Genomic DNA, 21,997 nt, shown 5'->3' with positions numbered 1-21,997 from the left:
CGGACTACTGGTGCTGGACCGTCCTGAGCGAGCCCAGGTGCGGGTCCGAGCCGAGCGGGCCCGTGCGGGCCACGGTGTCCGGCTGCCCGCCGTTGGTACGGGCCGCGTAGGTGCTCTGCAGGGACGTCGTCGGGATGACGCCGTTGTAGTACGGGTTGTAGACGAACTGGCTCGCGCTCGCGCTGATCGCGGCGCCCGCGGTGTCCAGCGCGGCCTTGGCGACCGAACCCGTGCCGCCGAACGCGATCACGGAGTTCGTGCTCGCCGACTCGCGCAGCAGGTAGCTCTTGACCTCGCTGGAGAGGCTGTCCTTGGCGGTCCACAGGACGGGGCCGAAGACGTTCATCGCCGCGCCCGCGGAGACGCCGCCGCGCCAGGAGTTGGTGTACGCGAGCGCCGCCGTGCTCGGCGCCGACCACCAGAACTTGGCGATGGCGACCGAGGTGCCCTCGTTCGTCGACGCCGTGATCGGGTAGTACGAGAACGTCGACGGCCAGTTGGAGAAGTACGTGTGCGTCAGCGCGTACTTCGCCGAGGAACCCACCGTGATGATCATGGTGTTGTTCGGGTTCAGGCTGTTCAGGTACGACTTCACCGACGAGGTCAGCGAGTTGCCGTTGTTGAGCACGACGCTGCCCGCGCTGCTCGTGCCGTCGGCGCCTGCCGCGGCGGCGGCCGCGAGCGCGGAGTGGTAGTCGGTGCCGGTGGCCAGGAAGACGTACTTCGGGCTGCTCGTCACCGACTTGGCGACGGCGACCGAGGTGGCGTAGCGGTCGGTGCCGGACAGCCGCTTCGGGGTGAAGCCGAGCGAGCTGACCTGCGAGGAGACCGTGCTGGTCAGGATCGACGTGCCGCCGATGAGGTAGACGTTCGAGCCCGGCTTCAGGGTGCGCTTGAGCTCGTTCTTCACCGCGGTCGTCAGGCCGCTCCTGGTGGTGCCGAGGACCGGGCCGTGCTTCTTGCCTGCGAGGGCGGGCGCGGTGAGCGAGTACGCCGAGTCGTCGCGGTTGATCAGGACGGCGGCCTTGGCGTCCATCAGGCCCGGGACCTTCGTGCCGCCGTAGGTGTTCCAGGTCCAGCGCGAGGAGGCGATGTTGCTGGCGTAGACGTCCGAGCCCCAGACGCGGCCGGCGGAGTTCTTGCGCAGCGGCTGCCAGCTGGGATTGCTGCCCTTCGGCGTGCCGGGAATCGCGGTCGTCGCGCCGGTGGCCACGTCGACGTACCCGGTGGTGTGCACGTCGGAGCTGTCGCCGGAGGTGTGGACGTCGGCGATGATCCGGGTGCCGGTCGGCGACCAGGACGGGTTCGCGTAGCCGCGGCCGTCGGTGGTGATCTGCTTGACGTCGGTGCCGTCGGCGTTGGCGGTGAACAGCTGACTGAGGCCGCCGTTCACGTTGCGGACGAAGGCGAGCCTGGTGCCGTCCGGGGAGAACGCGGGCTGCGCGGCGTCGGCGATGACGCGCTTGACCGTGTTCGCGGACCCGTCGTAGACCCAGACGCCGTCGTTGTCGTAGCAGCCGTAGTTGATGCGGCGGGAGAAGGCCATCAGGCCGCTCGGGCTGACGGTCGGGTCCTCGTCGCAGACGGTGGACGGCTCCTGGGTGGCGGACAGCAGGGGCTCGGGGGCCCATGAGCCGTCGGAGGGGCCGTAGACGATCTGGCCGCCGGTGGAGTAGACGACGTAACGGCCGCCCCACCAGAAGGCGATGTCCTTCTGCTCGGCGCTGGAGCGCACGCCCGTCGCCCAGGGCAGGCTGAACCGCGAGCTGCCGTCGGGCCGTTCGCTGGCGAGCTGGCCCCATTCGGAGACGATCCGGCTGCCGTCCGGCGCCCAGGCCGCGTAGCTGCCCATGTGGGTGCCCACCTGGGTGGCGGTCCCGGTGGCCGGATCGACCACCGTCGGGCCGTCGGTGAGGATCTTGCCCTCGGTGCCCGGCCAGGGTCCGGCGTCGTCGGCGGCGGCGCCCGGAGCGCTCGCCAGGGTGCCCATCGCGGCGAGCGCCGCCGCGGTCGCGAGCGCCGCGGCACGGCGGCGCGTGAACAGTCTCAAGTTGTCGACCCCCCATGGATCACAGCACAGGCCCCGCACAGGGGCTGAGTAACTGTAGATGCCACGGGGACGCATGGGAACAGAGTTTCGGGGGAAGAAGATTACGTTTCACATGTGGCCGCTCGCCCCAGCAGCAGCTCCCGCTCGCGCTCGTTGCGCGCGAGCCCCGCGGCCCGTAGGAACTCCTCGCGCGCCTCCGCCGTACGCCCGAGCCGGGCGAGCAGGTCGCCGCGCACGCTGGGCAGCAGGTGGTAGCCGGCGAGGGCGGGCTCGTCGGCGAGGGCGTCGACGATCGCGAGCCCCTGCCGCGGCCCCTCGGCCATCGACACGGCGACCGCGCGGTTGAGCTCGACGACGGGCGACGGGGCTCGGGCGGCGAGCAGCCCGTACAGCGTCGCGATGCTGCGCCAGTCGGTCTCATCGTAGGTGTACGCGTGCGCGTGGCAGGCGGCGATGGCCGCCTGCAGGGCGTACGGGCCCGGGGCGCCGGTGGCCGTGGCCTCGGCGCGGTGCAGGGCAGTGATGCCGCGCGCGATGAGCATGCGGTTCCAGCGGCGGCGGTTCTGGTCCTTGAGGAGGACCGGCTCGCCGTCGGGACCGGTACGGGCGGCGGCACGGGACGCCTGGAACTCCAGCAGCGAGGTCAGAGCGTGCACCTCGGGTTCCTTGGGCATGAGCGAGCTGAGGACGCGGGCCAGCCGCAGCGCGTCCTCGCACAGCGCGGGGCGCAGCCAGTCGTCGCCGGCGGTGGCGGCGTACCCCTCGTTGAAGATGAGGTAGATGACGTCGAGGACGGACCCCAGCCGGGCCTCGCGTTCGGGGCCGTACGGCACCTCGAAGGCGACGTTCTTCGCGGCGAGGGTGCGTTTGGCGCGGACGATGCGCTGGGCGACGGTCGGCTCGGGCACCAGGAACGCGCGGGCGATCTCGGCGGTGGTCAGGCCGCCCAGCAGCCGCAGGGTGAGGGCGATGCGGGCCTCGGCGGACAGCACGGGGTGGCAGGCCGTGAAGACGAGCCTGAGCAGGTCGTCGTCGATGTCGTCGGGGTCGGCGGGCTCCTCGGGCGGTGCCGCGGTCTCCACGCTCCGGCCGATCTCCTGCAGCTTGCGGGCGTAGTTCTCGCGGCGGCGGACGAGGTCGACGGCACGGTGGCGGGCGGTCGCCATCAGCCAGGCGCCCGGGTTGTCGGGCACCCCGTCCCGGGGCCACTGCTCCAGGGCGGCGACCAGGGCGTCCTGGGCGAGTTCCTCGGCGATGCCGACGTCACGGACGAGACGGGTGAGGGCGGCGATGATCCGGGGGGACTCGATACGGAAGACGGTCTCGGTGGCGTGGCGGGGGTCGGCGGTGGGCTGCGCTGTCACAGCCCACCATCGAACACCGTGCGCGGCGCCGGGCCAAGCAGGTACCGGCGAGGCGTCAGCCCTCGGCGATCTCCCGCACCTCACAGGTGACCGTCCAGTACTCCTCGTGCACCTTCAGGAACTTCTTCGCCCACTCCAGCGCCTCGGCCCTGTCCTTGCACTGCATCAGCGCGTAGCCGCCGATGACCTCCTTGGACTCCGTGAAGGGCCCGTCGGTCACGGAGATCTGCCCGCCTTCCCAGCGCACGCGGGCGCCCTGCGCGGACGGGGTGAGACCGGCGGTGTCGAGCATGACGCCGGCCTTGGTGACCTCCTCGATCAGCTCGCCCATGCGCTGCATCAGCTCGGGGCTGGGGCCTTCGGCGGGCATGGTGGACTCGTCGATGCGGACGAGGGAGAGGTAGCGGGGCATGGTGACTCCTGAGGTCCGGGGCCGGTTCCTTTCCGGCCTCTCACCCAGGGCGTCGATCGGGGGACGGGGGAATCGACACGCTCGCGGATTTTTCTTCGGAGATTTTCCCGGGCCGCGTTTCCGCAGGTGGACTCAGTCGGCGAACTCCTTGAGCATCGCCGTGTCCAGGGTGAACCCGACCGGGTCCGGCAACTCGATCTCCGTTCCGAAGGCCCGGGTGGTCACGGATCGGTAAGCGCCGCCCTCGGGATCCGCGTGGACGGTCACGCTGTTCTGGTCCCGGTCGACGAGGAGGTAGACGGGGATGCCGGCCGCCGCATAGCCGTCCGGCTTCTCGACTCGGTCGCGCCTGTCCGCGTCCCAGTCGTGCGAGGTGACCTCGACGACCATGAGGACGCCGGCGGGGTCGGACCACTCGCCCTTGCCGACGAAGTACCCCTCGGGCACCAGGACACCGTCCGGCTTCGCTCGCCCTTTTCGGTATGCCTCGACCTTCAGCCCCTGTTCCGGATAGAGGAACAGCTCAGGTCGATGCTGCATGCACCGCTTGAGAAGCCAGGCGACGATCTCGCCGTGGTTGCCGTCCGGCATGGGCTTGACCCCGATCTTTCCGTGCAGGAACTCCAGGCGCGCGGATTCCGGCGCGTGACGTGCGAGCTCCTCGAACTCCTCGACGAGCATCTGGGGCCGGTCGGCAGTGCTGGGGGTCATGGCGTCGCCTCCTCCCCTCCATCCTGCCCCGACCGCGGGCGGCCCGTGCTGCAAGGTCGTCATGCGTCCGGTCCTTTCTGTGTACTGGGGCGGGCGCGCAGAGCGGCGCGCAGGTGTCCCGCGTGGGCGTGGACCCGGTCGGCGGCGAGGACGGGCCGTCCGCCCCGGCAGCCCTCGCAGAGTCCGCCGCGCAATGAGGCGCCCTCGGCGGCGGGCTCGGCGCAGGCGGTGCAGACGACCTCGTAGCGAGCGGGCGGCGGCGACTGCGGCAGTGGCTCCGGTGGGAGCTTCGCCAGGAGCCGGGCCCGTACGAAGCCGTAGGCGTGCGCCACTCGTTCGGGTAGTCCGGCGGTCAGCGCCTGCACGAACTGCGCCTCGCTCGCGCCCCGCGCGAACCATTGCGCCGCGCTCTCCTCCAGTGCGCCGCACTCACTGGCCGAGAGCGTCAGCCGGGGGTCGACGCGGCCGAGACGGGCGAGCACGCCGTACGCGGCCGAGCGCACCGCTTCCGGCGACGGCTCGGTGACCGGCGCCTCCCCGGCGAGGAAGGCGTCCCACCAGGCGTCGTCGCCGGCGGGGCGGGAGAAGAAGGTGTGCCAGACCCAGCGCGGGTTGCCGTCGACGGTGACGGGTCGGCGCACGCGGCGCAAATGCCCTGCGGCGGACAGCTTGTTGAGGGCGGTGGCCAGGGCGCACTGACCGTACGGGAGGTGCTTGGCCAGGGTCTTGATGGAGATGTCCGCCCCGTCGTCGAGCCGGTCGAGGTACCCGGCGATCGATGCCTCGCGGGCGGGCAGATGAGCGAACTCGCGTCCGGTGCGGGGCTCTTGGCCGGGGACGGACTTCTTTCCGTAGCCGGGATTGGCCTTCGGGTGCGCGGACGGGCGCGGGGCAGCACTAAGCTGGGAGACAGCCATGGATCGACCTACCCTTTTCGATCTGTGGTCAGACCCCCGCGCGGTGCTGCTAACACCACACGGGGGTCGATGCTTTCGTGGCGCACGCTACACGCTTGCAACGCTACGCCGCGACTCGATCACGAAAAGTCATCTCGCCTGGCAGCAGGGCGACTTCGGGTAGGTGGGCGGGTCGAGCCACCCGCCCATTCCTTGCAAAAGCGTCTCGGATCCCGAGCCCCGGAGCTCAAGTCGCCGGAGGCTACTTGAGCTCGGCCCCGAACGCCGCCTTCGTGTACGGCGCGCCGATCGCCTTGGGGCCGAGGACCAGGGCCGCGTCCGTCACGATGCCGGTCGGGCGGCCGCGCAGGGACCACACCGCGCCATTGCCGCCGTCCTCGCCGACGGCCGCGGCCGCCAGGTCGGCGTAGCCGTTGCCGTTGATGTCGAGGAGGGCGACGGACGCGCCGAAGGTGTCGGCGAGTTCGGCCTTGCCCGGGACGCCGGGGGTGTCCTGGGTGAAGGACTGGGCGCCCTTGCCGGTGAGGCCGGACCTGGTGCCGTACAGGACGTCGACGGCGCCCGCGTTGTCGTCGTAGCCGAGTTCCTTGCCGGGGATGCCGACGGCGAGGTCGTCGATGTGGTCGCCGTTGACGTCACCGGCCGAGAGGGCCTGGCCGAAGCGGAAGACGGAGTCGCCGGTGCCCGGCACGCCGGGGGTGTCCTCGGTGAACGTCTTCCAGGTGTCGCGAGCCCCGAGGCCCGAGGCGGAGCCGTACGCCACCGTGACCGCGGAGTCGTACACGGAGCCGACGGCGAGGTCGTCGTAGCCGTCGCCGTCGAGGTCGCCGAAGGCGAGGCCGCCGTCGGTGTCGGGGGCGGCGTCGGGGGTGGACGGCGGGACCAGGCCGGAGGCGGAGCCGGTGTAGAACCTCGTGCCGTAGCTGCCGTCGCCCTCGTAGACGCTCAGCGCCAGGTCGTCGCGGCCGTCGCCGTTCACGTCCCCCGTCGCGCCGTCCCGGACGTCGTAGTACTTGAGGTGGTCGGCGTCGAGGGGCGTCTCGGTGCCGTGCCGTCCGGAGCGGGTGAAGGGACCCTTCCAGACGCTGGCGGTACTGCCGTTAGGGTCGTCGCCCATCGCCGGGCGGGTCCGGAACAGGGCCAGGTCGAGCCGGCCGTCGCCGTCGAAGTCGCCGGTCTGGGTGTTGGTGGCGGGGACGGAGCGCGCGCCGGCGCCGGTCAGGCCGTGCGGGCCGCCCCAGAGGATCACCGCGTCGGTCTTCCCGGCACGGTTGCCGACGACCAGGTCGGCGTAGCCGTCGCCGTCGAGGTCGCCGCGGGAGAGCTGCGTGCCGAAGCCCTCGTCGGTGGCGGCGGCGCCCGGGACTCCGCTCGTGGAGCGGCTGACGACGGTCCGCCGGGCGGCGGACAGGCCGTGCGGGCCGCCGTACACGACCGCCGCGTAACCGGCCCGGGCGTGACCCGAGACGGTGGCTTTCGGGGCCCCGATCGCGAGGTCGGCGTAACCGTCGCCGTTGAAGTCGTTCCGCACGGGCGCCGGTGTCGCCGCCTCGGCACGGCTCGGCTCCTGCGGGGGCGCCACGCCGAGCGCGACCAGCCCCACGACGATCGGTACCGCCCAACGGCCTGACGGAGAAAGGGAAAACACCGGGAGACCCCCTAGTTGCGATGACATGACTGAAGACTCGTCAGGGGGCGCGGGGGTTGTAGCCGTACGCACCCCGTGCGCCCTGCCCGGCCGGGCTGCCCTTGAGTACGTTCGCAAGGTCTGTCATCGCCCGAGGGGAGCGCAGCGATGAGTGAACTGGGCAAATGGCACGAGCAGTTGAGGCGGTCCCTGCGAGAGGCCCGCGATCAGCGGCACGACGCCGAGGCCGTGCCGCCGAAGGTCGCGGGCGTCATCGAGGATCTCGTCCACCTCGCCGCGGCGGCACAGGGGGAGGCGTTCCTGGCGAACCGCAGGGCCTACCGGTTCTCGTACGACGAGTACACGACCGAACTGCGGGCCCCCACGACGGCGGACCGGGAGACGTACCGCCTGGCGCACGGCAACCTCCTCGACGAGGCCGAGGCCCTGGTTCGGGACCTGCGGGCGCACCATTTCCCGCCCGGGACGCTCCGCGAGGGCGTCGCGGCGGCCGGCGAGGAGAAGGCCGTCGCCCTCGGGCTGGAAGCCGCCTCCTACATCTCCCTGCCGGACGCCCGGCGCGCCGCACGACACGGCGGCAAGGGGATCGAGGCGGCCATCAAGGTGGGTCAGTACCTGCTGGGTCCCGCACCCCTCACGCTGGCGAACGACGTCACCGAGGTCGTCGGCGACGCGGTGAGGAACATCGGCGAGGAGAGGCTGCGGGATCTTCTTCAGGCGCCGCCCCTCACCGCAGCGACTTCCACAACTGCCCGGCCCCCGGTTCCCTCGCCACCACCCGGTTGGGGTCCGACGGGGCCGTGACCACCGGCATCATCACCGTTCTGACGTGGGCCGAGGACAGGCCTCTCAGGCTCCTGCCCAGGTCCACCAGTTCGCTCAGCGAGTCCAGGCCGGTGTCGGTGGTCAGGCTGCCGGTGACGGCGTCGGCGACGTCGTAGAGCTTGGCGGGGCTGGTGAACAGGCTCGTCGAGGCGATCTGGTCCAGCAGTGCCTTCACCAGCTTCTGCTGCAGGCCTATGCGGCCCAGGTCGCTGCCGTCGCCTATGCCGTGCCGGGTGCGGGCGAGCGCCAGGGCCTGGCTGCCGTTCAGGTGGTGGGTGCCGGCCGCGAGGCGCAGATGGCTGTCGTCGTCGTCGATGTCCTCGTCGGTGGTGACGGTGACGCCGCCGAGTGCGTTCACCAGCTTCGCGAACCCCGAGAAGTCGATCTCGACGTAGTGGTCCATGCGGATGCCGGTGATCGACTCGACCGTCTTCACCGCGCAGACCGGACCGCCCACCGAGTACGCGCTGTTGAACATCGCGTCGTACGCCACCGCCGTCGAACCGCCCGTCGTCAGCGGGCACGACGGACGCGTCACCAGCGTGTCGCGCGGGATGCTGACGACGGTCGCCTTCTTCCGGCCCGCGTCGATGTGCACGACCATCGCCGTGTCGGACCGGGCGCCGGAGCTGCTGCCCCCGCCGAGCGTCTTGTTCTCCTTGCCGCTGCGCGAGTCCGACCCCAGCACGAGGATGTTGAGGGAGCCGGAGGGCAGCGGGGAGGCCGAGGCGGAGGCGGAGGCCGACGCGGTCGTCACCGCCTTCGCCGGGCGGTCGTCGCCGAGCGCCTGGTTGATGTCGACGCTTTGGATGTTGTTGTCGAGGTGCCAGTACGCCAGTCCGGCCGCCCCCGCGCCGAGCACCAGCAGGCCCGCCGCCGCGAGGCCGGCGATCTTCAGTACGGTCGATCGCCGGCCCTTGGGTCTGCCCGCGCCGCCACTCTCCACGTGTCCCGTCACGGGCAGGAACGTAAGTCCGAATTATTAGGAGATTGTTAGCAGCGACCCCGTCAGACGGTTTTCTTCGGAGAATCTCAGATTTCTCAGCCCAGCGTCACGGCCGGTACGGGATTGCTCCCGCTCCACGACCCGTTGAACCCGAAGGTCACCGAACCGCCGTCCGGCACGGAGCCGTTGTACGAGGCGTTGGCGCAACTGACCGACGAGCCGCTCTGGGTGCAGGTCGCGTTCCAGGCCTGCGTGATCCGCTGACCCGCGCCGAACGTCCAGTTCGCCTTCCATGAGGAGAGGGAGGCGCCCGAGCAGGAGACCGTCACCTGGCCCGTGAACCCGGTGTTCCACTGGCTCTGCACGCTGTACGTCGCCGAGCAGGCGCCCGAGGGCGGCGGGGTGGTCGTCGTACCGCCGAGGGCCTCGACGATGGCGTAGTACGCCGGTTTCGGCGCGTAGTTGTCGTCGTACGGCGTCGCCGCCCCGTACCCCGGGAACGTGCCCGGCACCCAGGAGTCGGAGTCGGCGAAGCCCCAGACGGTGACGCCGGCGCAGCGCGTCACGGCGACGCAGGCGGCCACGACCGACTTGAAGTCGGCCGCCTGCTGGGCGAGTTTCGCGCTGTCGGCCGGAAGGGCCATCCGCACGTCCAGCTCGGTGATCGCCACGTCGACGCCGAGGTCGGTGAAGCGCTGGATGTTCTGCTGCAGCGTGGCGGGGACCTGGCCGACGATCAGGTGCGCCTGGAGGCCGACTCCGTCGATCGGCACGCCCCGGCCCTTGAGGTCCTTCACCAGGTTGTACAGGGCGGTGCTCTTGGCGTTGACGCCTTCGACGTTGTAGTCGTTGATGTACAGCTTCGCGGCCGGGTCGGCGGTGTGCGCCCAGGTCAGGGCGTTGGCGATGTAGTCGGCGCCGAGGCCGTCGTACCAGATGTCGGAGCGGTAGGTGCCGTCCTCGTTGAAGGGCTCGTTGACCACGTCCCAGGCCGTGATCCTGCCCTTGTACCGGCCCACCTCCGTGCTGATGTGGTTCTGCAGGAGGCTGCCGAGCTGGGCGGACGTCCAGCTGCCGTTCGTCAGCCAGCTCGGGTTCTGGTTGTGCCAGACCAGGGTGTGGCCGCGCACCTGCTGGTCATGGGCCTGCGCGAAGGCCACGATCTGGTCGGCCTCGGTCCAGTTGAAGCTGCCCTGGCTGGGCTCGACGGAGCCCCACTTCATGGCGTTGCCGGGGGTGAGTGAGTTGAACTGGGCCCCCGCGAGGTCGCCGTAGGTACCGGTGAGCTTGGAGCCGGTGACGGCCGTGCCGATGACCTTGCCCTTGGCGGCGGCCAGGTCGCGCAGGGGCGTGTCGGCGGCGTGGGCCGCGGGCGCGGTGAACAGCAGAGCGAGGCTGCCGGCAACTGCCGCCAGGGATAAGCCAGTTCTCAGAGATCTCATTTTGCGGGTGCCTCCGAAAGTTTCGGTCGTGCAACCGATTGGCTTCGGAGGAGTGTCGTGGTGCCGACCCCACCCGTCAATAGGTCAACTTCCGGCCACCCTCGTCACGCGGGCGCCCCCGTACTGCTGCGCACCACCAGACTCGTCGCCAGCTCCACCCGCGTCGCCACCGGCTGATCCTCGCGCCCGAGGTCGAGCACGAGCCTGGCGGCCGCCTCGGCCATCTCCATCAGCGGCTGCCGTACGGTCGTCAGCGGCGGCCCGACCCAGCGCGCGACCGGCAGGTCGTCGAACCCGACCACGCTCAGGTCCTCGGGGATGCGCAGCCCGAGCTCGCGCGCGGCCTCGTACAGGCCGAGCGCCTGGAGGTCGTTGAGGGCGAAGACCGCGGTGGGGCGGTCCGGGCGGCGCAGCAGCTCCAGTCCCTGCCGATAGCCGGCGTCGTGGTGGAAGTCACCGGTCACGATCAGCGCCGGGTCGACGGGCAGCCCGGCGGTCTCCAGGGCGGCGCGGTAGCCGTCGACGCGCGCGCGGCTGCACATCATGCGGGAGGGGCCAGTGATGGCGCCGATGCGGGTGTGGCCGAGTTCGATCAGGTGCCGGGTGGCGGCGAGCCCGCCCTGCCAGTTGGTCGCGCCGATGGACGGCACGTCGACGCCCGGGTCGCCTGCCGGGTCCATCACGACGAACGGGATGGAGCGGCTGGTCAGCAGCGCCCGCTGGGACTCGTCGAGGCCGGAGAGCACCAGGATGACGCCGTGCGGGCGGCGGGCGGCGACCTGGTCCGCCCACGTCCGGCCGGGCGTCAGCCGCCCCGCGCTCTCGCTGAGCACCACGCTGAGCCCGGTGTCCCGGGCCACGTTCTCCACGCCGCGGATGACCTCCATCGCCCAGGCGCTCTCCAGCTCGTGGAAGACCAGGTCGAGGAGGGGGGAACGACTGGCCTCGGCCCGTCGGCGCCGGTAGCCGTGCGCGCGCAGCAGCTCCTCCACACGGCTGCGGGTGGCCGGGGCCACGTCCGCCCGGCCGTTGAGGACCTTCGAAACTGTCGGCGCGGACACGCCGGCCTCGCGGGCGATCTCGGCGAGCGTCGCGGTCTGTGCCGATCGGCCGGTCGACGGGCTTGTCGTCCGGGTTTCCAGGGGCTCCGGGGGTGTCATGGCGGCGATCGTATCCCTGCGCGACCTCTTGACGAACCCTTCTCACCGGCCTAGGTTCCCGGAACATTCGAAGTACACATCGAAACATTCGCGAGAGGGACATCCCCGCCTCGACCAAGAGCAGGAGTTTCATGACCACCGCCCCTTGGCGTGACCCCGCCCTGCCGGCCGCCGTCCGCGTCGAAGACCTCCTCTCCCGGATGACGCTTCAGGAGAAGACCGCACAGCTGTACGGCGTGTGGGTGGGCGCCGACACCGACGGCGACGGGGTCGCCCCGCTGCAGCGCGAGATGACGTCCGAGTACGACTGGGACGAGCTGATCACCCACGGCCTGGGCCAGCTCACCCGCCCCTTCGGCACCGCCCCCGTTGACCCGGCGCTGGGCGCGCAGGCACTGGCCCGCGCCCAGCGCCGTATCGCCGCCGCGGGCCGCTTCGGCATTCCCGCGCTCGCGCACGAGGAGTGCCTGGCCGGCTTCACCACCTGGCGGGCCACCGCCTACCCGGTGCCGCTCGCCTGGGGCGCGAGCTTCGACCCCGCTCTGGTCGAGGAGATGGGCGCCGCCATCGGCCGCGACCTGCGCTCGGTGGGCGTCCACCAGGGTCTCGCCCCCGTCCTGGACGTCGTACGCGATCCGCGCTGGGGCCGGGTGGAGGAGACCATCGGCGAGGACCCGTACCTGGTGGGGACGGTCGGCACCGCCTATGTGCGGGGGCTGGAGTCCGCCGGGATCGTCTCCACGCTCAAGCACTTCGCCGGGTACGCGTCCTCGGCGGGCGCCCGCAACCTGGCACCGGTGCGGGCGGGGGTGCGGGAGTTCGCCGACGTCACGCTGCCGCCCTTCGAGATGGCGCTGCGGGACGGCGGGGCGCGCTCGGTGATGGCCGCGTACAACGACACGGACGGCGTCCCTGCCTCGGCCGACCCGGGCCTGCTGACCGAGCTGCTGCGCGAGCAGTGGGGCTTCACCGGCACGGTCGTCGCCGACTACTTCGGTGTCGGCTTCCTGCAGACCCAGCACCGGGTCGCCGGCAGCGAGGCGGAGGCGGCACACGCGGCGCTCGCGGCCGGCCTGGACGTCGAACTGCCGACCCTGAAGTGCTACGGCACACCGCTCGTCGAGGCCGTGCGGGCGGGTGAGGTCCCCGAGTCCCTGATCGACCGGGCGGCCCGCCGGGTGCTGCTGCAGAAGTGTGAACTGGGCCTGCTCGACGAGGACTGGAACCCCGAGCCGGCCGAGCGCATCGACCTGGACTCGGCGTCCAACCGGGCGCTCGCCCGCCGGCTGGCCGAGGAGTCGGTGGTCCTGCTGGACAACCCCGACGGCATCCTCCCGCTGGCCCCCGACACCCGGATCGCGGTCGTCGGCCCGCGTGCCGCCGACGCCCTCGCCATGCTGGGCTGCTACTCCTTCCCCTCGCACGTCCTCACGCACCACCCCGAGGTGCCGATGGGCATCGGCATCCCGACCGTCCTCGAGGCCCTGCGGTCCGAACTGCCGGACGCCAAGGTCACCTTCGCCGAGGGCTGCGGCGTCGACGACCCCGACACCGGCGGCTTCGAGGAGGCCGTGGCGCGGACGGCCGAGGCGGACGTGTGCGTGGCCGTACTGGGCGACCGGGCGGGCCTGTTCGGGCGGGGCACCTCGGGCGAGGGCTGCGACGTGACGGACCTGCGGCTGCCCGGCGTCCAGGCCGATCTGCTGGACTCCCTGGTGGCCACCGGCGTCCCGGTGGTGCTGGTCCTGCTGACCGGCCGCCCGTACGCGCTGGGCCGCTGGGACGGCCGGCTGGGCGCGGTGGTCCAGGCCTTCTTCCCCGGCGAGGAGGGCGGCCCCGCGGTGGCGGGCGTGCTGTCGGGCCGCGTCAACCCCTCGGGCCGGCTGCCGGTGAGCGTCCCGCGGGAGCCGGGCGGCCAGCCGTGGACGTACCTCCAGCCGCCGCTGGGCCTCGCGGGCGAGGTCAGCAACCTGGACCCGACACCGCTGTACCCCTTCGGCCACGGCCGCTCGTACACGACCTTCGCGTGGGAGTCCGACTCCACCGGCGCGGAGATCGGCACGGACGGCTCCTACGACGTCTCGGTGACGGTCCGCAACACGGGCGAGCGCGCGGGCACGGAGATCGTCCAGCTGTACCTGCACGACCCGGTGGCCTCGGTGGTCCGCCCGGACGTCCGCCTGATCGGCTACCAGCGCCTGGACCTGGACCCCGGCGAGTCGACCCGCGTCACCTTCCGCTTCCACGCCGACCTGTCGTCCTTCACCGACCGCTCCGGCCACCGCGTGGTCGAACCGGGTGCCCTGGAACTCCGCCTCGCGGCATCGAGCACCGACACCCGGCACACAACGCACCTCACCCTCACCGGCCCACCCCGCAACCCCGGCCCCGACCGCCAACTGCACTGCGAGACACGGACGTCGCGGGTGTAGGAGCGCTGGGACCGACCGGCCGGAAGGCCTTCACCGGGCGCTCACAAGCGAGGGAGGTCTGACCGGGCGGGCCGGGGCTACGGTGGGGAGGGCGCCGTGGGGTTGGGGGGACGATGGTCCGGTACGTGCATCACGAGTTGTGGGCTTCGGGGCTCATCCTCGCCGGCGTCGCCGTCGGCTGGGTGTCGGCGCTCGCCACGGCGCAGGAGCCGCCGGTGCGGACCGGAGCCCTCGGGATCCTGGTCACCTTCGCGCTCGGCTGCCTCGTGCTGTCGACCGTGCTGCGGGCGTCCCGGCTGAGGTGGGTCGGGCGGACGCGGGAGTTCGAGGCCGCGGCGCGGGTGCCGGACGGCGAGGGGCTTCCCCGCCGCGCCGCCTTCGCCCCCCGCATGCTCGGCCTGTTGCTGCTGCCGGCCCTGTGCGTGTTCGTCATCAGGGACACCGGCATCGTCGTGGTGCCCCTGGCGATGGGCCTGGACTGGCTCGGAAAGGCGGTGGCGGGCGCCGGCTGGGAGCACGGCAACGGCCGACGCCTGTGGCTGGTGACGACGACCGACGGGACCGCTCAGCCGGTGGTGACCGACTCGAACCGCCAGCGGTGCACCGCGCGGGTCACCAACTCGGCCGGGGGTTCCGGGAGTTCCGGCAGTTTCGCGTCGTAGGGGGCGTTCCACCAGGTGATGACGAGGACGCGGTCCTGGGGGGCGCGGAAGGTTTCGCGGCGCAGGGGGCGCCCCGGCAGCTCCTGTCCCTCGGCCCAGGCCAGGAGCCGGTCCCCGTGCCCCGCCGTCGCCCGGGCCTCCCACATCAGCGCGACCGTCACGAGAAGAGGTTCTCCTTGCTCACCTCGTGGACGTGGTCGTGCCCCGGCACGTGCGGGTCGGTCACCGGCAGCGACGAGTCCGCCGACAGGTCCCAGCTCGACGCCGCACGGCCCCGGGCGACCATCTCCGCGCCGAGCGCGGCCACCATCGCGCCGTTGTCCGTGCACAGCTTCGGCCGCGGCACCCGCAGCCGGATGCCGGCCGTCTCGCACCGCTCCTGCGCCAGCGCCCGCAGCCGCGAGTTGGCGGCCACGCCACCGCCGATCATCAGGTGGTCGACGCCCTCGTCCTTGCAGGCCCGTACGGCCTTGCGGGTCAGCACGTCCACGACCGCCTCCTGGAAGGACGCCGCCACGTCACGCACCGGCACGTCCTCCCCCGCCGCCCGCTTGGCCTCGATCCAGCGGGCCACGGCCGTCTTCAGGCCGGAGAAGGAAAAGTCGTACGCCGGGTCGCGCGGGCCGGTCAGGCCGCGCGGGAAGGCGATCGCCGAGGGGTCGCCCTCGCGCGCGTAGCGGTCGATGACCGGGCCGCCGGGGAAGCCGAGGTTCAGCACGCGCGCGATCTTGTCGAAGGCCTCGCCGGCCGCGTCGTCGATGGTCGCGCCGAGGGGCCGTACGTCGGAGGTGATGTCCGTCGACAGCAGCAGCGACGAGTGCCCGCCGGAGACCAGCAGAGCCATCGTCGGCTCGGGCAGGGCGCCGTGCTCCAGCTGGTCGACGCAGATGTGGGAGGCGAGGTGGTTGACGCCGTAGAGGGGCTTGCCGAGCGCGTAGGCGTACGCCTTGGCCGCCGTGACGCCGACCAGCAGGGCGCCCGCGAGGCCCGGGCCGGCCGTCACCGCGACACCGTCGAGGTCGCGGGCGCTCACCCCCGCATCCTTCAGCGCGCGGTCGATCGTCGGGACCATCGCCTCCAGGTGCGCCCGGCTCGCGACCTCCGGGACGACCCCGCCGAAGCGGGCGTGCTCGTCGACGCTGGAGGCGACGGCGTCGGCCAGCAGGGTGGTGCCGCGGACGATGCCGACGCCGGTCTCGTCGCAGGAGGTCTCGATGCCGAGGACGAGAGGTTCGTCAGCCATGGATCTCGGTTCCTTGTACGGAAGTGGATGGGTCGGTCAGTCGCATCACCAGGGCGTCCACGTTCCCCGGCTGGTAGTAGCCGCGGCGGAACCCGATGGCCTCGAAGCCGAAGCGCTCGTAGAGCTTCTGGGCGCGGATGTTGTCGATCCGGCACTCCAGCATCACTTCGGCGCACTCGAACGCGGTGGCGGCCCGCAGCAGTTCGGTCAGCAGCAGCCCGCCGAGACCGGTGCCCCAGTGGTCGCGGCGGACGGCGATGGTCTGGATGTCGGCGAGGTCCCCGGACGCAGCGAGGCCCGCGTAGCCCACGATCCGCTCGCCGTCCTCGGCGACGACGTACCGGCGCGTCGCCTCGGGCCCGCGCGCGTGGGCCAGCTCCGACCAGAACATGCCCCGGGACCAGGCGTCCTCGGGGAAGAGGTCCTTCTCCAGCTCCAGCACGGGATCGATGTCCCACCAGCGCATCTCGCGCAGACGAGGAGTCACGGCGTCGGTCACTTCGGGGTGACCACCTTGTAGTTCTTGGGGACCTGGGCGTCGGGCCGGCGCAGGTACAGCGGCCGCGGGGCGGGCAGCTCCTCGCCCACGGCCAGCTTCTCGGCGGCCAGCCGCGCCAGCGCCGCCGCCGACACGTGCTCCGGCTCGTGCGCGACCGGGAAGGTGTCCGGGTACAGCAGCGCGCCCGCGCCGACGGCCGGCAGCCCCGCCACCTGGTCGGCGATGTCGGCGGGCCGATCCACGGCCGGGTCGGTCAGCCGGGTGCGGGAGTCGGCGTACCGCGCCCAGTACACCTCCTTGCGCCGGGCGTCGGTCGCCACGACGAAGGGGCCCTCGTCGATGTCGGCCGCGTAGGCCAGCCCGTCGAGCGTGCACACGCCGTGCACGGGGACGCCGAGGACGAGCCCGAAGGTGTCGGCGGTCATCAGCCCGACGCGCAGCCCGGTGTAGGGGCCGGGCCCGATGCCCACGACGACGCCGGTGACGGCGTCCAGCGTGAGCCCGGCCTCGGCGAGGACGCGGTCGACGGCCGGCAGCAGCAGCTCTCCGTGCCGGCGCGCGTCCACCTGGCTCGACGAGACGATGACGTCGCGGCCGTCGTGCAGGGCGACGGTGACGGCTGGGGTGGCGGTATCCAGAGCGAGCAAGAGCACGCAAACAGCGTACGGCGGTTTGGGCCACGGCATTGCCGCCCGGGTGAGGCACGCTCGTGCTGCTACGGTCGCCGGGAAGCACGGCGTACGAGGCGATGGGTCAGGTGGGCGACGGTGGCGAACGGCAGCGCCGGATTCGTGTTCGGGCTCACCGCGGCGGCGCTCGCGGCCGTCGGCGCACTCGCCTACCAGGCCTCGGCGACGGTCCCGGCGGGCTTCGGCAAGCCGCACGCTAGCGCCTCCGCGGCACCGGCCGTCTCGAAGGCGCCCCGCGTCAGAAGGGACCCGGCGGCCCTGCCGTCCCGGTCCGGCACGGGTCCCCGGGTCGTGTACTCGGTGACCCGCGACCGGGTGTGGCTGCTCGGCAAGCGCGACAGGATCGTCCGGACGTTCGAGGTCACCGCGGGCAACGTCGATCCGGTGCCGGGCGCCTACCGGGTCACGTCCCGCTCGAACTCGGTCACGGGCACCGACGGCACCCCCATCGAGCACGTCGTCCGCTTCGCGAGCGTGGACGGCGTGGCCGTGGGCTTCAGCGCGGCGGTGCGGAAGCCGAAGTCGGCGCCGGACCCGGGCGTGCGCACCGGCGGCATCCGCGAGTCCCGCGCGGACGGCAGGGCGATGTGGGAGTTCGCGACGATCGGCGTGAAGGTCGTGGTGGTCCCGTAGGCCACCCGGGGTGGTCCGCCGGGTCTCAGGCGGCTCTGCGGTGCCCCGTGGTCCCGGGGTCGGGCAGCCGCGGCGGGGTGGAGATCGCGGTCGCCGCGGCGCAGGACGCGAGCAGCTCGCGCATGGGAACCGCGGGCATCGCGCGCTGCGGCTTCTCGTCTTGTTCCGTGGCCGGCATGGACGCCTCCTGACGTGCGGGGGCGGGCGTAGTTAGGTAGACCTAACCACGAGCTGGATACCATGTGACCACGAGCGCGATGCGGAAAGCAACATTTTGCCGACGCGTTGTCGGAACGCTCCCGGAAAAGACCGGCCGCTACGCGGAGAGCACGCTCAGGTCCACCGCGGCCCAGCGCTCGCCGAGCCCGGTCACCGTCACGTGCCGCACCTCGTCCGTGGTGTCCCCGACGGCTCGGTGGATGACGACGTGCAGCCGGTCCTCGGTCAGCTCCTCGACCTTGCCCTCGCCCCACTCCACGACGATCACGGACTCGGGCAGCGAGACGTCGAGGTCCAGGTCCTCCATCTCGTCGAGACCGCCGCCCAGCCGGTAGGCGTCGACGTGCACCAGCGGCGGGCCGTCGCCAAGAGAGGGGTGCACGCGGGCGATGACGAAGGTGGGCGAGGTGACGGCGCCCCGCACCCCCAGCCCCTCGCCGAGCCCGCGGGTGAGGGTCGTCTTGCCGGCGCCGAGTTCCCCGTTGAGCATCAGGAGATCACCGGCGCGCAGCAGCTTGGCCAGCCGTCGGCCCAGCTCCTGCATCTGCTCGGGGGAGGTGACCGTCAGCCGGGTCTCAACCGGGTTGTGCGGTGCTGCTGGTGCTTCCATAGCCACCCACGGTAGCCCCTGCGGGCACGGCACCCGCACGGGTGAGCAGGTCGGCGAGCCGGTCGGTGACCACTTCCGGGTGTTCCAGCATCACCAGGTGTCCGGCGTCCGGGACCAGCACCAGCTCGGCTTCCGGCAGCAGGTCGGCGATGGCCTCGCTGTGCTCGCTGGGCGTGACCAGGTCGCCGATGCCGGCCAGTACCAGTACCGGCATGTCCGTGAAGTGGACGAGCGCCTCGGTCTTGTCGTGGTCGTTGAACGCCGGGTAGTACTCGGCGACGACGTCGATCGGCGTGGCCTCGATCATCCGCTCGGCGAACCGCACGATGGCCGGGTCGACGTCCCGGGAGGCGAAGGAGTACCGCTTGATGATCCCGGCGAACAGGTCGGCGGTGGCCCGCCGGCCCCGCTCCACCAGCGCGGCCTGCTGCCCGAGCGCCTTCAGCACGCCGGGCAGCACCCGCCGTACGGCGTTCACGCCCGCGACGGGCAGCCCGAAGTTGACCTCGCCGAGCCGCCCGGACGACGTGCCGACGAAGGCGGTGGCGACGACCCGGTCCCGGATCAGCTCCGGGTACTGGTCGGCCAGTGCCATCACGGTCATCCCGCCCATGGAGTGCCCGACCAGCACGATCGGCCCGGTAGGCGCGGCGGCGTCGATGACGGCCTTGAGGTCCCGCCCGAGCTGCTCGATGTCGACGGGCACCCCGTCCTGCACCTGCCGCACGCCCCGCCCGGACCGGCCGTGGCTGCGCTGGTCCCAGTGCACGGTCCGTACGACACCTCGCAGCGCCGCGCGCTGGAAGTGCCAGGAGTCCTGGCTGAGGCAGTAGCCGTGGCTGAAGACGACGGTGACGGGAGCGGGCGCCTTGCGCCCGAACAGCCGTCTGCGGCGCGGGCCGAGCGCGGGCACGGCGTCGGGGTCCACGTCGTCGACCTCGTAGTACAGCTCGGTGCCGTCGTCGGCGTACGCCTTGCCGGGCGTGCCGCGCAGCGCGCCGTACGGACCGGCGGAGTCGAGGGCGAGCCGCGCCTTCCTCCGCATGCCGCGGCCCACGGTGAGCCGTTCGATGGCGACGCCGGCCGCGGCCCCCGCCGCGACCACGCCTATCGCGGCGCCCGCGATGCCCGTGGCCCGGCGCCAGTTCCCGGCCGCCCCCGCGGCGGAGGCGACGGCCGCGACGGCCTCCATGCCGGCCTCCGCGCTGCTCTCGCTCACGTACCGCTCCTCTTTCGCCGGAATGCTGTTCGCCGGTTCGGGTGACGCTGATGCCGCTGGACCTGACGGTGCCGTGCCTTCGGCAGGTCCCTCAGCGGATTACCCCGTCCTGTTCCTCATTCACATAGACGCGGGGAACACGCGTTCCGATGCGTGTGACGATTTCGTACGCGATGGTTCCCGCGGCCTGCGCCCAGTCCTCGGCGGTGGGCTCGCCGCGGTCGCCCGGCCCGAAGAGCACCGCCTCCGCGCCGACCGGCGGCTCGTCTCCGCCCAGGTCCACGACGAACTGGTCCATCGCGATCCGCCCCGCGACCGTCCGCCACTTGCCCCCGACCAGCACCGGGCCGTTGCCCGAGGCATGCCGGGGGATGCCGTCCGCGTACCCGAGGGGCACGAGACCGAGGGTGGTCCGGCCGGACGTGACGTAGTGATGCCCGTAACTGACGCCGTGACCCCCCGGAACGTGCTTCACCAGGGCGAGGTTCGCCGAGAGCGTCATCACCGGCCGCAGTCCGAAGTCGGCGGGGGTGCCGAGCTCGGGGCTGGGCGAGATGCCGTAGAGCGCGATGCCGGTGCGGACGAGGTCGAAGTGGGAGTCGGGAACGGTGAGCGTGGCGGGGGAGTTGGCGATGTGCCGGACCTCCGGCCGGACACCCTGCCGCTCCGCGTACCCGACCATCTCCCGGAAGAGGGCGAGCTGGGCGGCGATGGAGGGGTGCCCCGGTTCGTCTGCGCAGGCGAAGTGGGACCACAGTCCGGTGATCCGCAGCACCCCGTCGGCCTCGGCGCGCAGGGCCTCGGCGACCAGCTCGGCCCAGTCCTCCCCCGGCTGGCAGCCGTTGCGCCCCAGCCCGGTGTCGGCCTTGAGCTGCACGCGGGCGGGCACTCCGGCCGCCCGCGCCGCGGCCGTGACCTCGGCCAGGGCCCACATTCCGCTCACCGACACGTCGATGTCGGCCTCGACGGCCTCCCGCCAGGGCCCGCTCGGCGTCCACAGCCAGCACATGATGCGCCCCGGCAGGCCCGCCCGGCGCAGCGCGAGGGCCTCCTCGGGCGTGGCGGTCCCCAGCCACCCGGCTCCGGCCTCGACGGCCGCCCGGGCGCACCGGACCGCCCCGTGGCCGTAGGCCTCGGACTTGACGACGGCCATGAGCTGCGCCCCGGGCGCGAGGGCGCGCAGGGTCCGCACATTGGCGCGCAGGGCCGCCAGATCGATCTCGGCACGGGCGCGCAGGGGCGCGGTCGGGGCAGATGCAGTCTCAGTCATGGCGCCCCCAGTGTCTCAGAGGGCGCCAGAAGCGCCGGGGCCCCGTCTACGCGCCGGGCCTGCGTCCCCACACGTACACCCGGTCGCCCTTCTTCAGCACGCTCCACAGCTTGCGGGCGTCACCGAGACGGAGATTGACGCAGCCCCAGGAGCCGACGGTGGTGTAGATGGTGCCGTAGACGGCGTGGAAGGCCTCTCCGCCGTCGAAGAACTGGGCGTAGGGCATGGGCGAGTTGTAGAGCGTGGACCAGTGGTTCTTGTGCCGCCAGTAGATCGTGTGCCAGCCGGCCCGGGTACGGTGCCCGGCCCGCCCGCTGCGCATCGGCACCGGCCCGAAGACGACCTTCCCACCCTTCTGCACCCAGGTCAGCTCCCGGTTGAGATCGACGCAGGCGACCCTGTACGTGCGCACCGGACACTTCCCGGCGGCGTTGGGGTTCTTGCGCGCACCGATGAGCTGCATGGTGGCCCAGGTCACAGGGCCCGCGAACCCGATCGCGGGCTTGATGCCGTGCGCGGTCTGGAAGGCGCGGATGGCCCGGCAGTCGGCGCCGGACTGCCGCCCGTCCGCGCGCAGCTTCAGCCACCGCTCCACGGCCCGCTGGTACGGCCCGGTCCGTTTGCTGCACGTCACCTTCTTGACCGCGTCCCCGAGCGGGACGTACTGGACGAGGTCGTACGTCCTCTGGGCCGCGTTCCTCGGTTCGACGGCGTCCTCCGCCGCGCTCGGTGTGTACGCCTTCGGGGCGAGCACCTGGTCCGGCGTGTCGATCTGCCAGGGCCGGGAGGGGCCCGGCGGAACGCCGGGAACCAGCTCGGCGTCGGCGGGGCCGGGCACGGGGACCGGCGGGGCGGGAGCGGCCTGGGCGGCAACGGCGGGGAGGCCTGCGCCGACGGACAGGGCGGTGGCCGCGGTGAGCAGTACCGCGATGCCTCTATGGGCGATTCGTCTACTGATCATCCCATCAGAGAAACGTGACGGTACGGCCGATCGGGGATGCCGCGCGGCCGGGTCACCCTTATTGCGGAGCGGTCCCGCCCCCGGG

22 protein-coding genes are annotated in these 21,997 nt (G+C 72.2%); 4 read left to right on the top strand and 18 right to left on the bottom strand.

What is annotated here, in order from left to right:
- Nucleotides 1-4: 4 nt before the first annotated feature.
- The 6 genes from FBY22_RS00900 to FBY22_RS00875 all read right to left on the bottom strand — a co-directional run bounded on the left by FBY22_RS00900 (nt 5) and on the right by FBY22_RS00875 (nt 7,057).
- Complete coding sequence (locus FBY22_RS00900) at nt 5-2,050, bottom strand: cell wall-binding repeat-containing protein (RefSeq protein WP_260844678.1); 2,046 nt, start codon at nt 2,048-2,050, stop codon at nt 5-7.
- Between the two features lie 101 nt (nt 2,051-2,151).
- Nucleotides 2,152-3,414 (bottom strand): RNA polymerase sigma factor, encoded by a 1,263-nt coding sequence (locus FBY22_RS00895; protein ID WP_142141971.1) that lies wholly within the window; start codon nt 3,412-3,414, stop codon nt 2,152-2,154.
- A gap of 55 nt (nt 3,415-3,469) precedes the next feature.
- Nucleotides 3,470-3,826 carry a YciI family protein gene (locus FBY22_RS00890; protein ID WP_142141970.1) on the bottom strand — a complete coding sequence of 119 codons (357 nt, stop codon included), beginning with the start codon at nt 3,824-3,826 and terminating at the stop codon, nt 3,470-3,472.
- 132 nt (nt 3,827-3,958) lie between these two features.
- On the bottom strand, nt 3,959-4,537 hold the full coding sequence (locus FBY22_RS00885) for a Uma2 family endonuclease (RefSeq protein WP_142141969.1): 579 nt from the start codon (nt 4,535-4,537) through the stop codon (nt 3,959-3,961).
- Between the two features lie 59 nt (nt 4,538-4,596).
- Nucleotides 4,597-5,454: a hypothetical protein gene (locus FBY22_RS00880; protein WP_142141968.1), complete on the bottom strand. Its 858-nt coding sequence runs from the start codon at nt 5,452-5,454 to the stop codon at nt 4,597-4,599.
- Nucleotides 5,455-5,695: 241 nt separating this feature from the next.
- A complete protein-coding gene (locus FBY22_RS00875) occupies nt 5,696-7,057 on the bottom strand; it encodes an FG-GAP and VCBS repeat-containing protein (RefSeq protein WP_260844677.1) in 1,362 nt (453 codons plus the stop codon).
- A gap of 192 nt (nt 7,058-7,249) precedes the next feature.
- Between FBY22_RS00875 and FBY22_RS00870 the strand changes: the two genes are divergently transcribed.
- Nucleotides 7,250-7,906, top strand: coding sequence for a hypothetical protein (locus tag FBY22_RS00870; protein ID WP_142141966.1), 657 nt, complete (start codon nt 7,250-7,252; stop codon nt 7,904-7,906).
- Here FBY22_RS00870 and FBY22_RS00865 read toward each other — a convergent pair.
- From FBY22_RS00865 to FBY22_RS00855, 3 genes are all read right to left on the bottom strand, one after another.
- The gene (locus tag FBY22_RS00865) at nt 7,830-8,885 is read right to left on the bottom strand and encodes an LCP family protein (protein WP_142141965.1); all 1,056 of its coding nucleotides are present in this window, start codon (nt 8,883-8,885) and stop codon (nt 7,830-7,832) included. The genes FBY22_RS00870 and FBY22_RS00865 overlap by 77 nt on opposite strands.
- Nucleotides 8,886-8,968: 83 nt before the next feature.
- A complete protein-coding gene (locus FBY22_RS00860; RefSeq protein WP_142141964.1) occupies nt 8,969-10,315 on the bottom strand; it encodes an endo-1,4-beta-xylanase in 1,347 nt (448 codons plus the stop codon).
- Nucleotides 10,316-10,419: 104 nt separating this feature from the next.
- A complete protein-coding gene (locus FBY22_RS00855; RefSeq protein WP_142141963.1) occupies nt 10,420-11,475 on the bottom strand; it encodes a LacI family DNA-binding transcriptional regulator in 1,056 nt (351 codons plus the stop codon).
- A gap of 131 nt (nt 11,476-11,606) precedes the next feature.
- On the opposite strand from FBY22_RS00855, the gene FBY22_RS00850 reads away from it, so the two are divergent.
- Nucleotides 11,607-13,907: a glycoside hydrolase family 3 N-terminal domain-containing protein gene (locus tag FBY22_RS00850; RefSeq protein ID WP_142141962.1), complete on the top strand. Its 2,301-nt coding sequence runs from the start codon at nt 11,607-11,609 to the stop codon at nt 13,905-13,907.
- A gap of 125 nt (nt 13,908-14,032) precedes the next feature.
- Complete coding sequence (locus FBY22_RS00845) at nt 14,033-14,569, top strand: hypothetical protein (protein ID WP_142141961.1); 537 nt, start codon at nt 14,033-14,035, stop codon at nt 14,567-14,569.
- On the opposite strand, the gene FBY22_RS00840 is transcribed toward FBY22_RS00845, so the two are convergent.
- Genes FBY22_RS00840 through tsaB form a run of 4 tightly spaced genes read right to left on the bottom strand, consistent with a single transcriptional unit; the run spans nt 14,473 to nt 16,964 of the window.
- Nucleotides 14,473-14,730: a hypothetical protein gene (locus tag FBY22_RS00840; protein WP_142141960.1), complete on the bottom strand. Its 258-nt coding sequence runs from the start codon at nt 14,728-14,730 to the stop codon at nt 14,473-14,475. The genes FBY22_RS00845 and FBY22_RS00840 overlap by 97 nt on opposite strands.
- Entirely contained in the window at nt 14,727-15,812 is a 1,086-nt protein-coding gene (gene tsaD, locus FBY22_RS00835) for a tRNA (adenosine(37)-N6)-threonylcarbamoyltransferase complex transferase subunit TsaD (RefSeq protein WP_142141959.1), read from the bottom strand. The genes FBY22_RS00840 and tsaD overlap by 4 nt, the downstream gene beginning before the upstream one ends.
- A complete protein-coding gene (gene rimI, locus FBY22_RS00830; RefSeq protein ID WP_399211415.1) occupies nt 15,805-16,278 on the bottom strand; it encodes a ribosomal protein S18-alanine N-acetyltransferase in 474 nt (157 codons plus the stop codon). Before rimI ends, tsaD begins: the two co-directional genes overlap by 8 nt.
- A gap of 29 nt (nt 16,279-16,307) precedes the next feature.
- Nucleotides 16,308-16,964: a tRNA (adenosine(37)-N6)-threonylcarbamoyltransferase complex dimerization subunit type 1 TsaB gene (gene tsaB, locus FBY22_RS00825; RefSeq protein WP_142141957.1), complete on the bottom strand. Its 657-nt coding sequence runs from the start codon at nt 16,962-16,964 to the stop codon at nt 16,308-16,310.
- A gap of 114 nt (nt 16,965-17,078) precedes the next feature.
- Here tsaB and FBY22_RS00820 point away from each other — a divergent pair, with 114 nt between their 5' ends.
- A complete protein-coding gene (locus FBY22_RS00820) occupies nt 17,079-17,633 on the top strand; it encodes a hypothetical protein (protein WP_142141956.1) in 555 nt (184 codons plus the stop codon).
- Nucleotides 17,634-17,658: 25 nt separating this feature from the next.
- Here FBY22_RS00820 and FBY22_RS44070 read toward each other — a convergent pair whose 3' ends face one another.
- The 5 genes from FBY22_RS44070 to FBY22_RS00800 all read right to left on the bottom strand — a co-directional run bounded on the left by FBY22_RS44070 (nt 17,659) and on the right by FBY22_RS00800 (nt 21,912).
- Nucleotides 17,659-17,811: a hypothetical protein gene (locus tag FBY22_RS44070; protein ID WP_174267060.1), complete on the bottom strand. Its 153-nt coding sequence runs from the start codon at nt 17,809-17,811 to the stop codon at nt 17,659-17,661.
- 138 nt (nt 17,812-17,949) lie between these two features.
- Nucleotides 17,950-18,462, bottom strand: a complete 513-nt coding sequence (gene tsaE, locus FBY22_RS00815) for a tRNA (adenosine(37)-N6)-threonylcarbamoyltransferase complex ATPase subunit type 1 TsaE (protein WP_142141955.1) — start codon at nt 18,460-18,462, stop codon at nt 17,950-17,952.
- Nucleotides 18,428-19,681: an alpha/beta fold hydrolase gene (locus FBY22_RS00810; RefSeq protein ID WP_142141954.1), complete on the bottom strand. Its 1,254-nt coding sequence runs from the start codon at nt 19,679-19,681 to the stop codon at nt 18,428-18,430. The genes tsaE and FBY22_RS00810 overlap by 35 nt, the downstream gene beginning before the upstream one ends.
- A gap of 91 nt (nt 19,682-19,772) precedes the next feature.
- A complete protein-coding gene (gene alr / locus FBY22_RS00805; RefSeq protein ID WP_142141953.1) occupies nt 19,773-20,951 on the bottom strand; it encodes an alanine racemase in 1,179 nt (392 codons plus the stop codon).
- A 46-nt stretch (nt 20,952-20,997) separates the two neighbouring features.
- Complete coding sequence (locus FBY22_RS00800) at nt 20,998-21,912, bottom strand: L,D-transpeptidase family protein (protein WP_142141952.1); 915 nt, start codon at nt 21,910-21,912, stop codon at nt 20,998-21,000.
- Nucleotides 21,913-21,997 lie beyond the last annotated feature (85 nt).

It is taken from the genome of Streptomyces sp. SLBN-31 (genome assembly GCF_006715395.1).
GTDB lineage: Bacteria > Actinomycetota > Actinomycetes > Streptomycetales > Streptomycetaceae > Streptomyces.
The sequence above is the reverse complement of the archived record's forward strand: the minus strand, read 5'-3'. Positions and strand labels throughout refer to the sequence as shown.

Coding starts and splice junctions, on each gene's coding strand:
- FBY22_RS00890 (WP_142141970.1), bottom strand. CDS start 3,826: ATGCCCCGCTACCTCTCCCTCGTCCGCATCGACGAGTCCACCATGCCC.
- FBY22_RS00885 (WP_142141969.1), bottom strand. CDS start 4,537: ATGACCCCCAGCACTGCCGACCGGCCCCAGATGCTCGTCGAGGAGTTC.
- FBY22_RS00880 (WP_142141968.1), bottom strand. CDS start 5,454: ATGGCTGTCTCCCAGCTTAGTGCTGCCCCGCGCCCGTCCGCGCACCCG.
- FBY22_RS00870 (WP_142141966.1), top strand. CDS start 7,250: ATGAGTGAACTGGGCAAATGGCACGAGCAGTTGAGGCGGTCCCTGCGA.
- FBY22_RS00860 (WP_142141964.1), bottom strand. CDS start 10,315: ATGAGATCTCTGAGAACTGGCTTATCCCTGGCGGCAGTTGCCGGCAGC.
- FBY22_RS00855 (WP_142141963.1), bottom strand. CDS start 11,475: ATGACACCCCCGGAGCCCCTGGAAACCCGGACGACAAGCCCGTCGACC.
- FBY22_RS00850 (WP_142141962.1), top strand. CDS start 11,607: ATGACCACCGCCCCTTGGCGTGACCCCGCCCTGCCGGCCGCCGTCCGC.
- tsaD (WP_142141959.1), bottom strand. CDS start 15,812: ATGGCTGACGAACCTCTCGTCCTCGGCATCGAGACCTCCTGCGACGAG.
- rimI (WP_399211415.1), bottom strand. CDS start 16,278: ATGCGCTGGTGGGACATCGATCCCGTGCTGGAGCTGGAGAAGGACCTC.
- FBY22_RS44070 (WP_174267060.1), bottom strand. CDS start 17,811: ATGCCGGCCACGGAACAAGACGAGAAGCCGCAGCGCGCGATGCCCGCG.
- tsaE (WP_142141955.1), bottom strand. CDS start 18,462: ATGGAAGCACCAGCAGCACCGCACAACCCGGTTGAGACCCGGCTGACG.
- alr (WP_142141953.1), bottom strand. CDS start 20,951: ATGACTGAGACTGCATCTGCCCCGACCGCGCCCCTGCGCGCCCGTGCC.
- FBY22_RS00800 (WP_142141952.1), bottom strand. CDS start 21,912: ATGATCAGTAGACGAATCGCCCATAGAGGCATCGCGGTACTGCTCACC.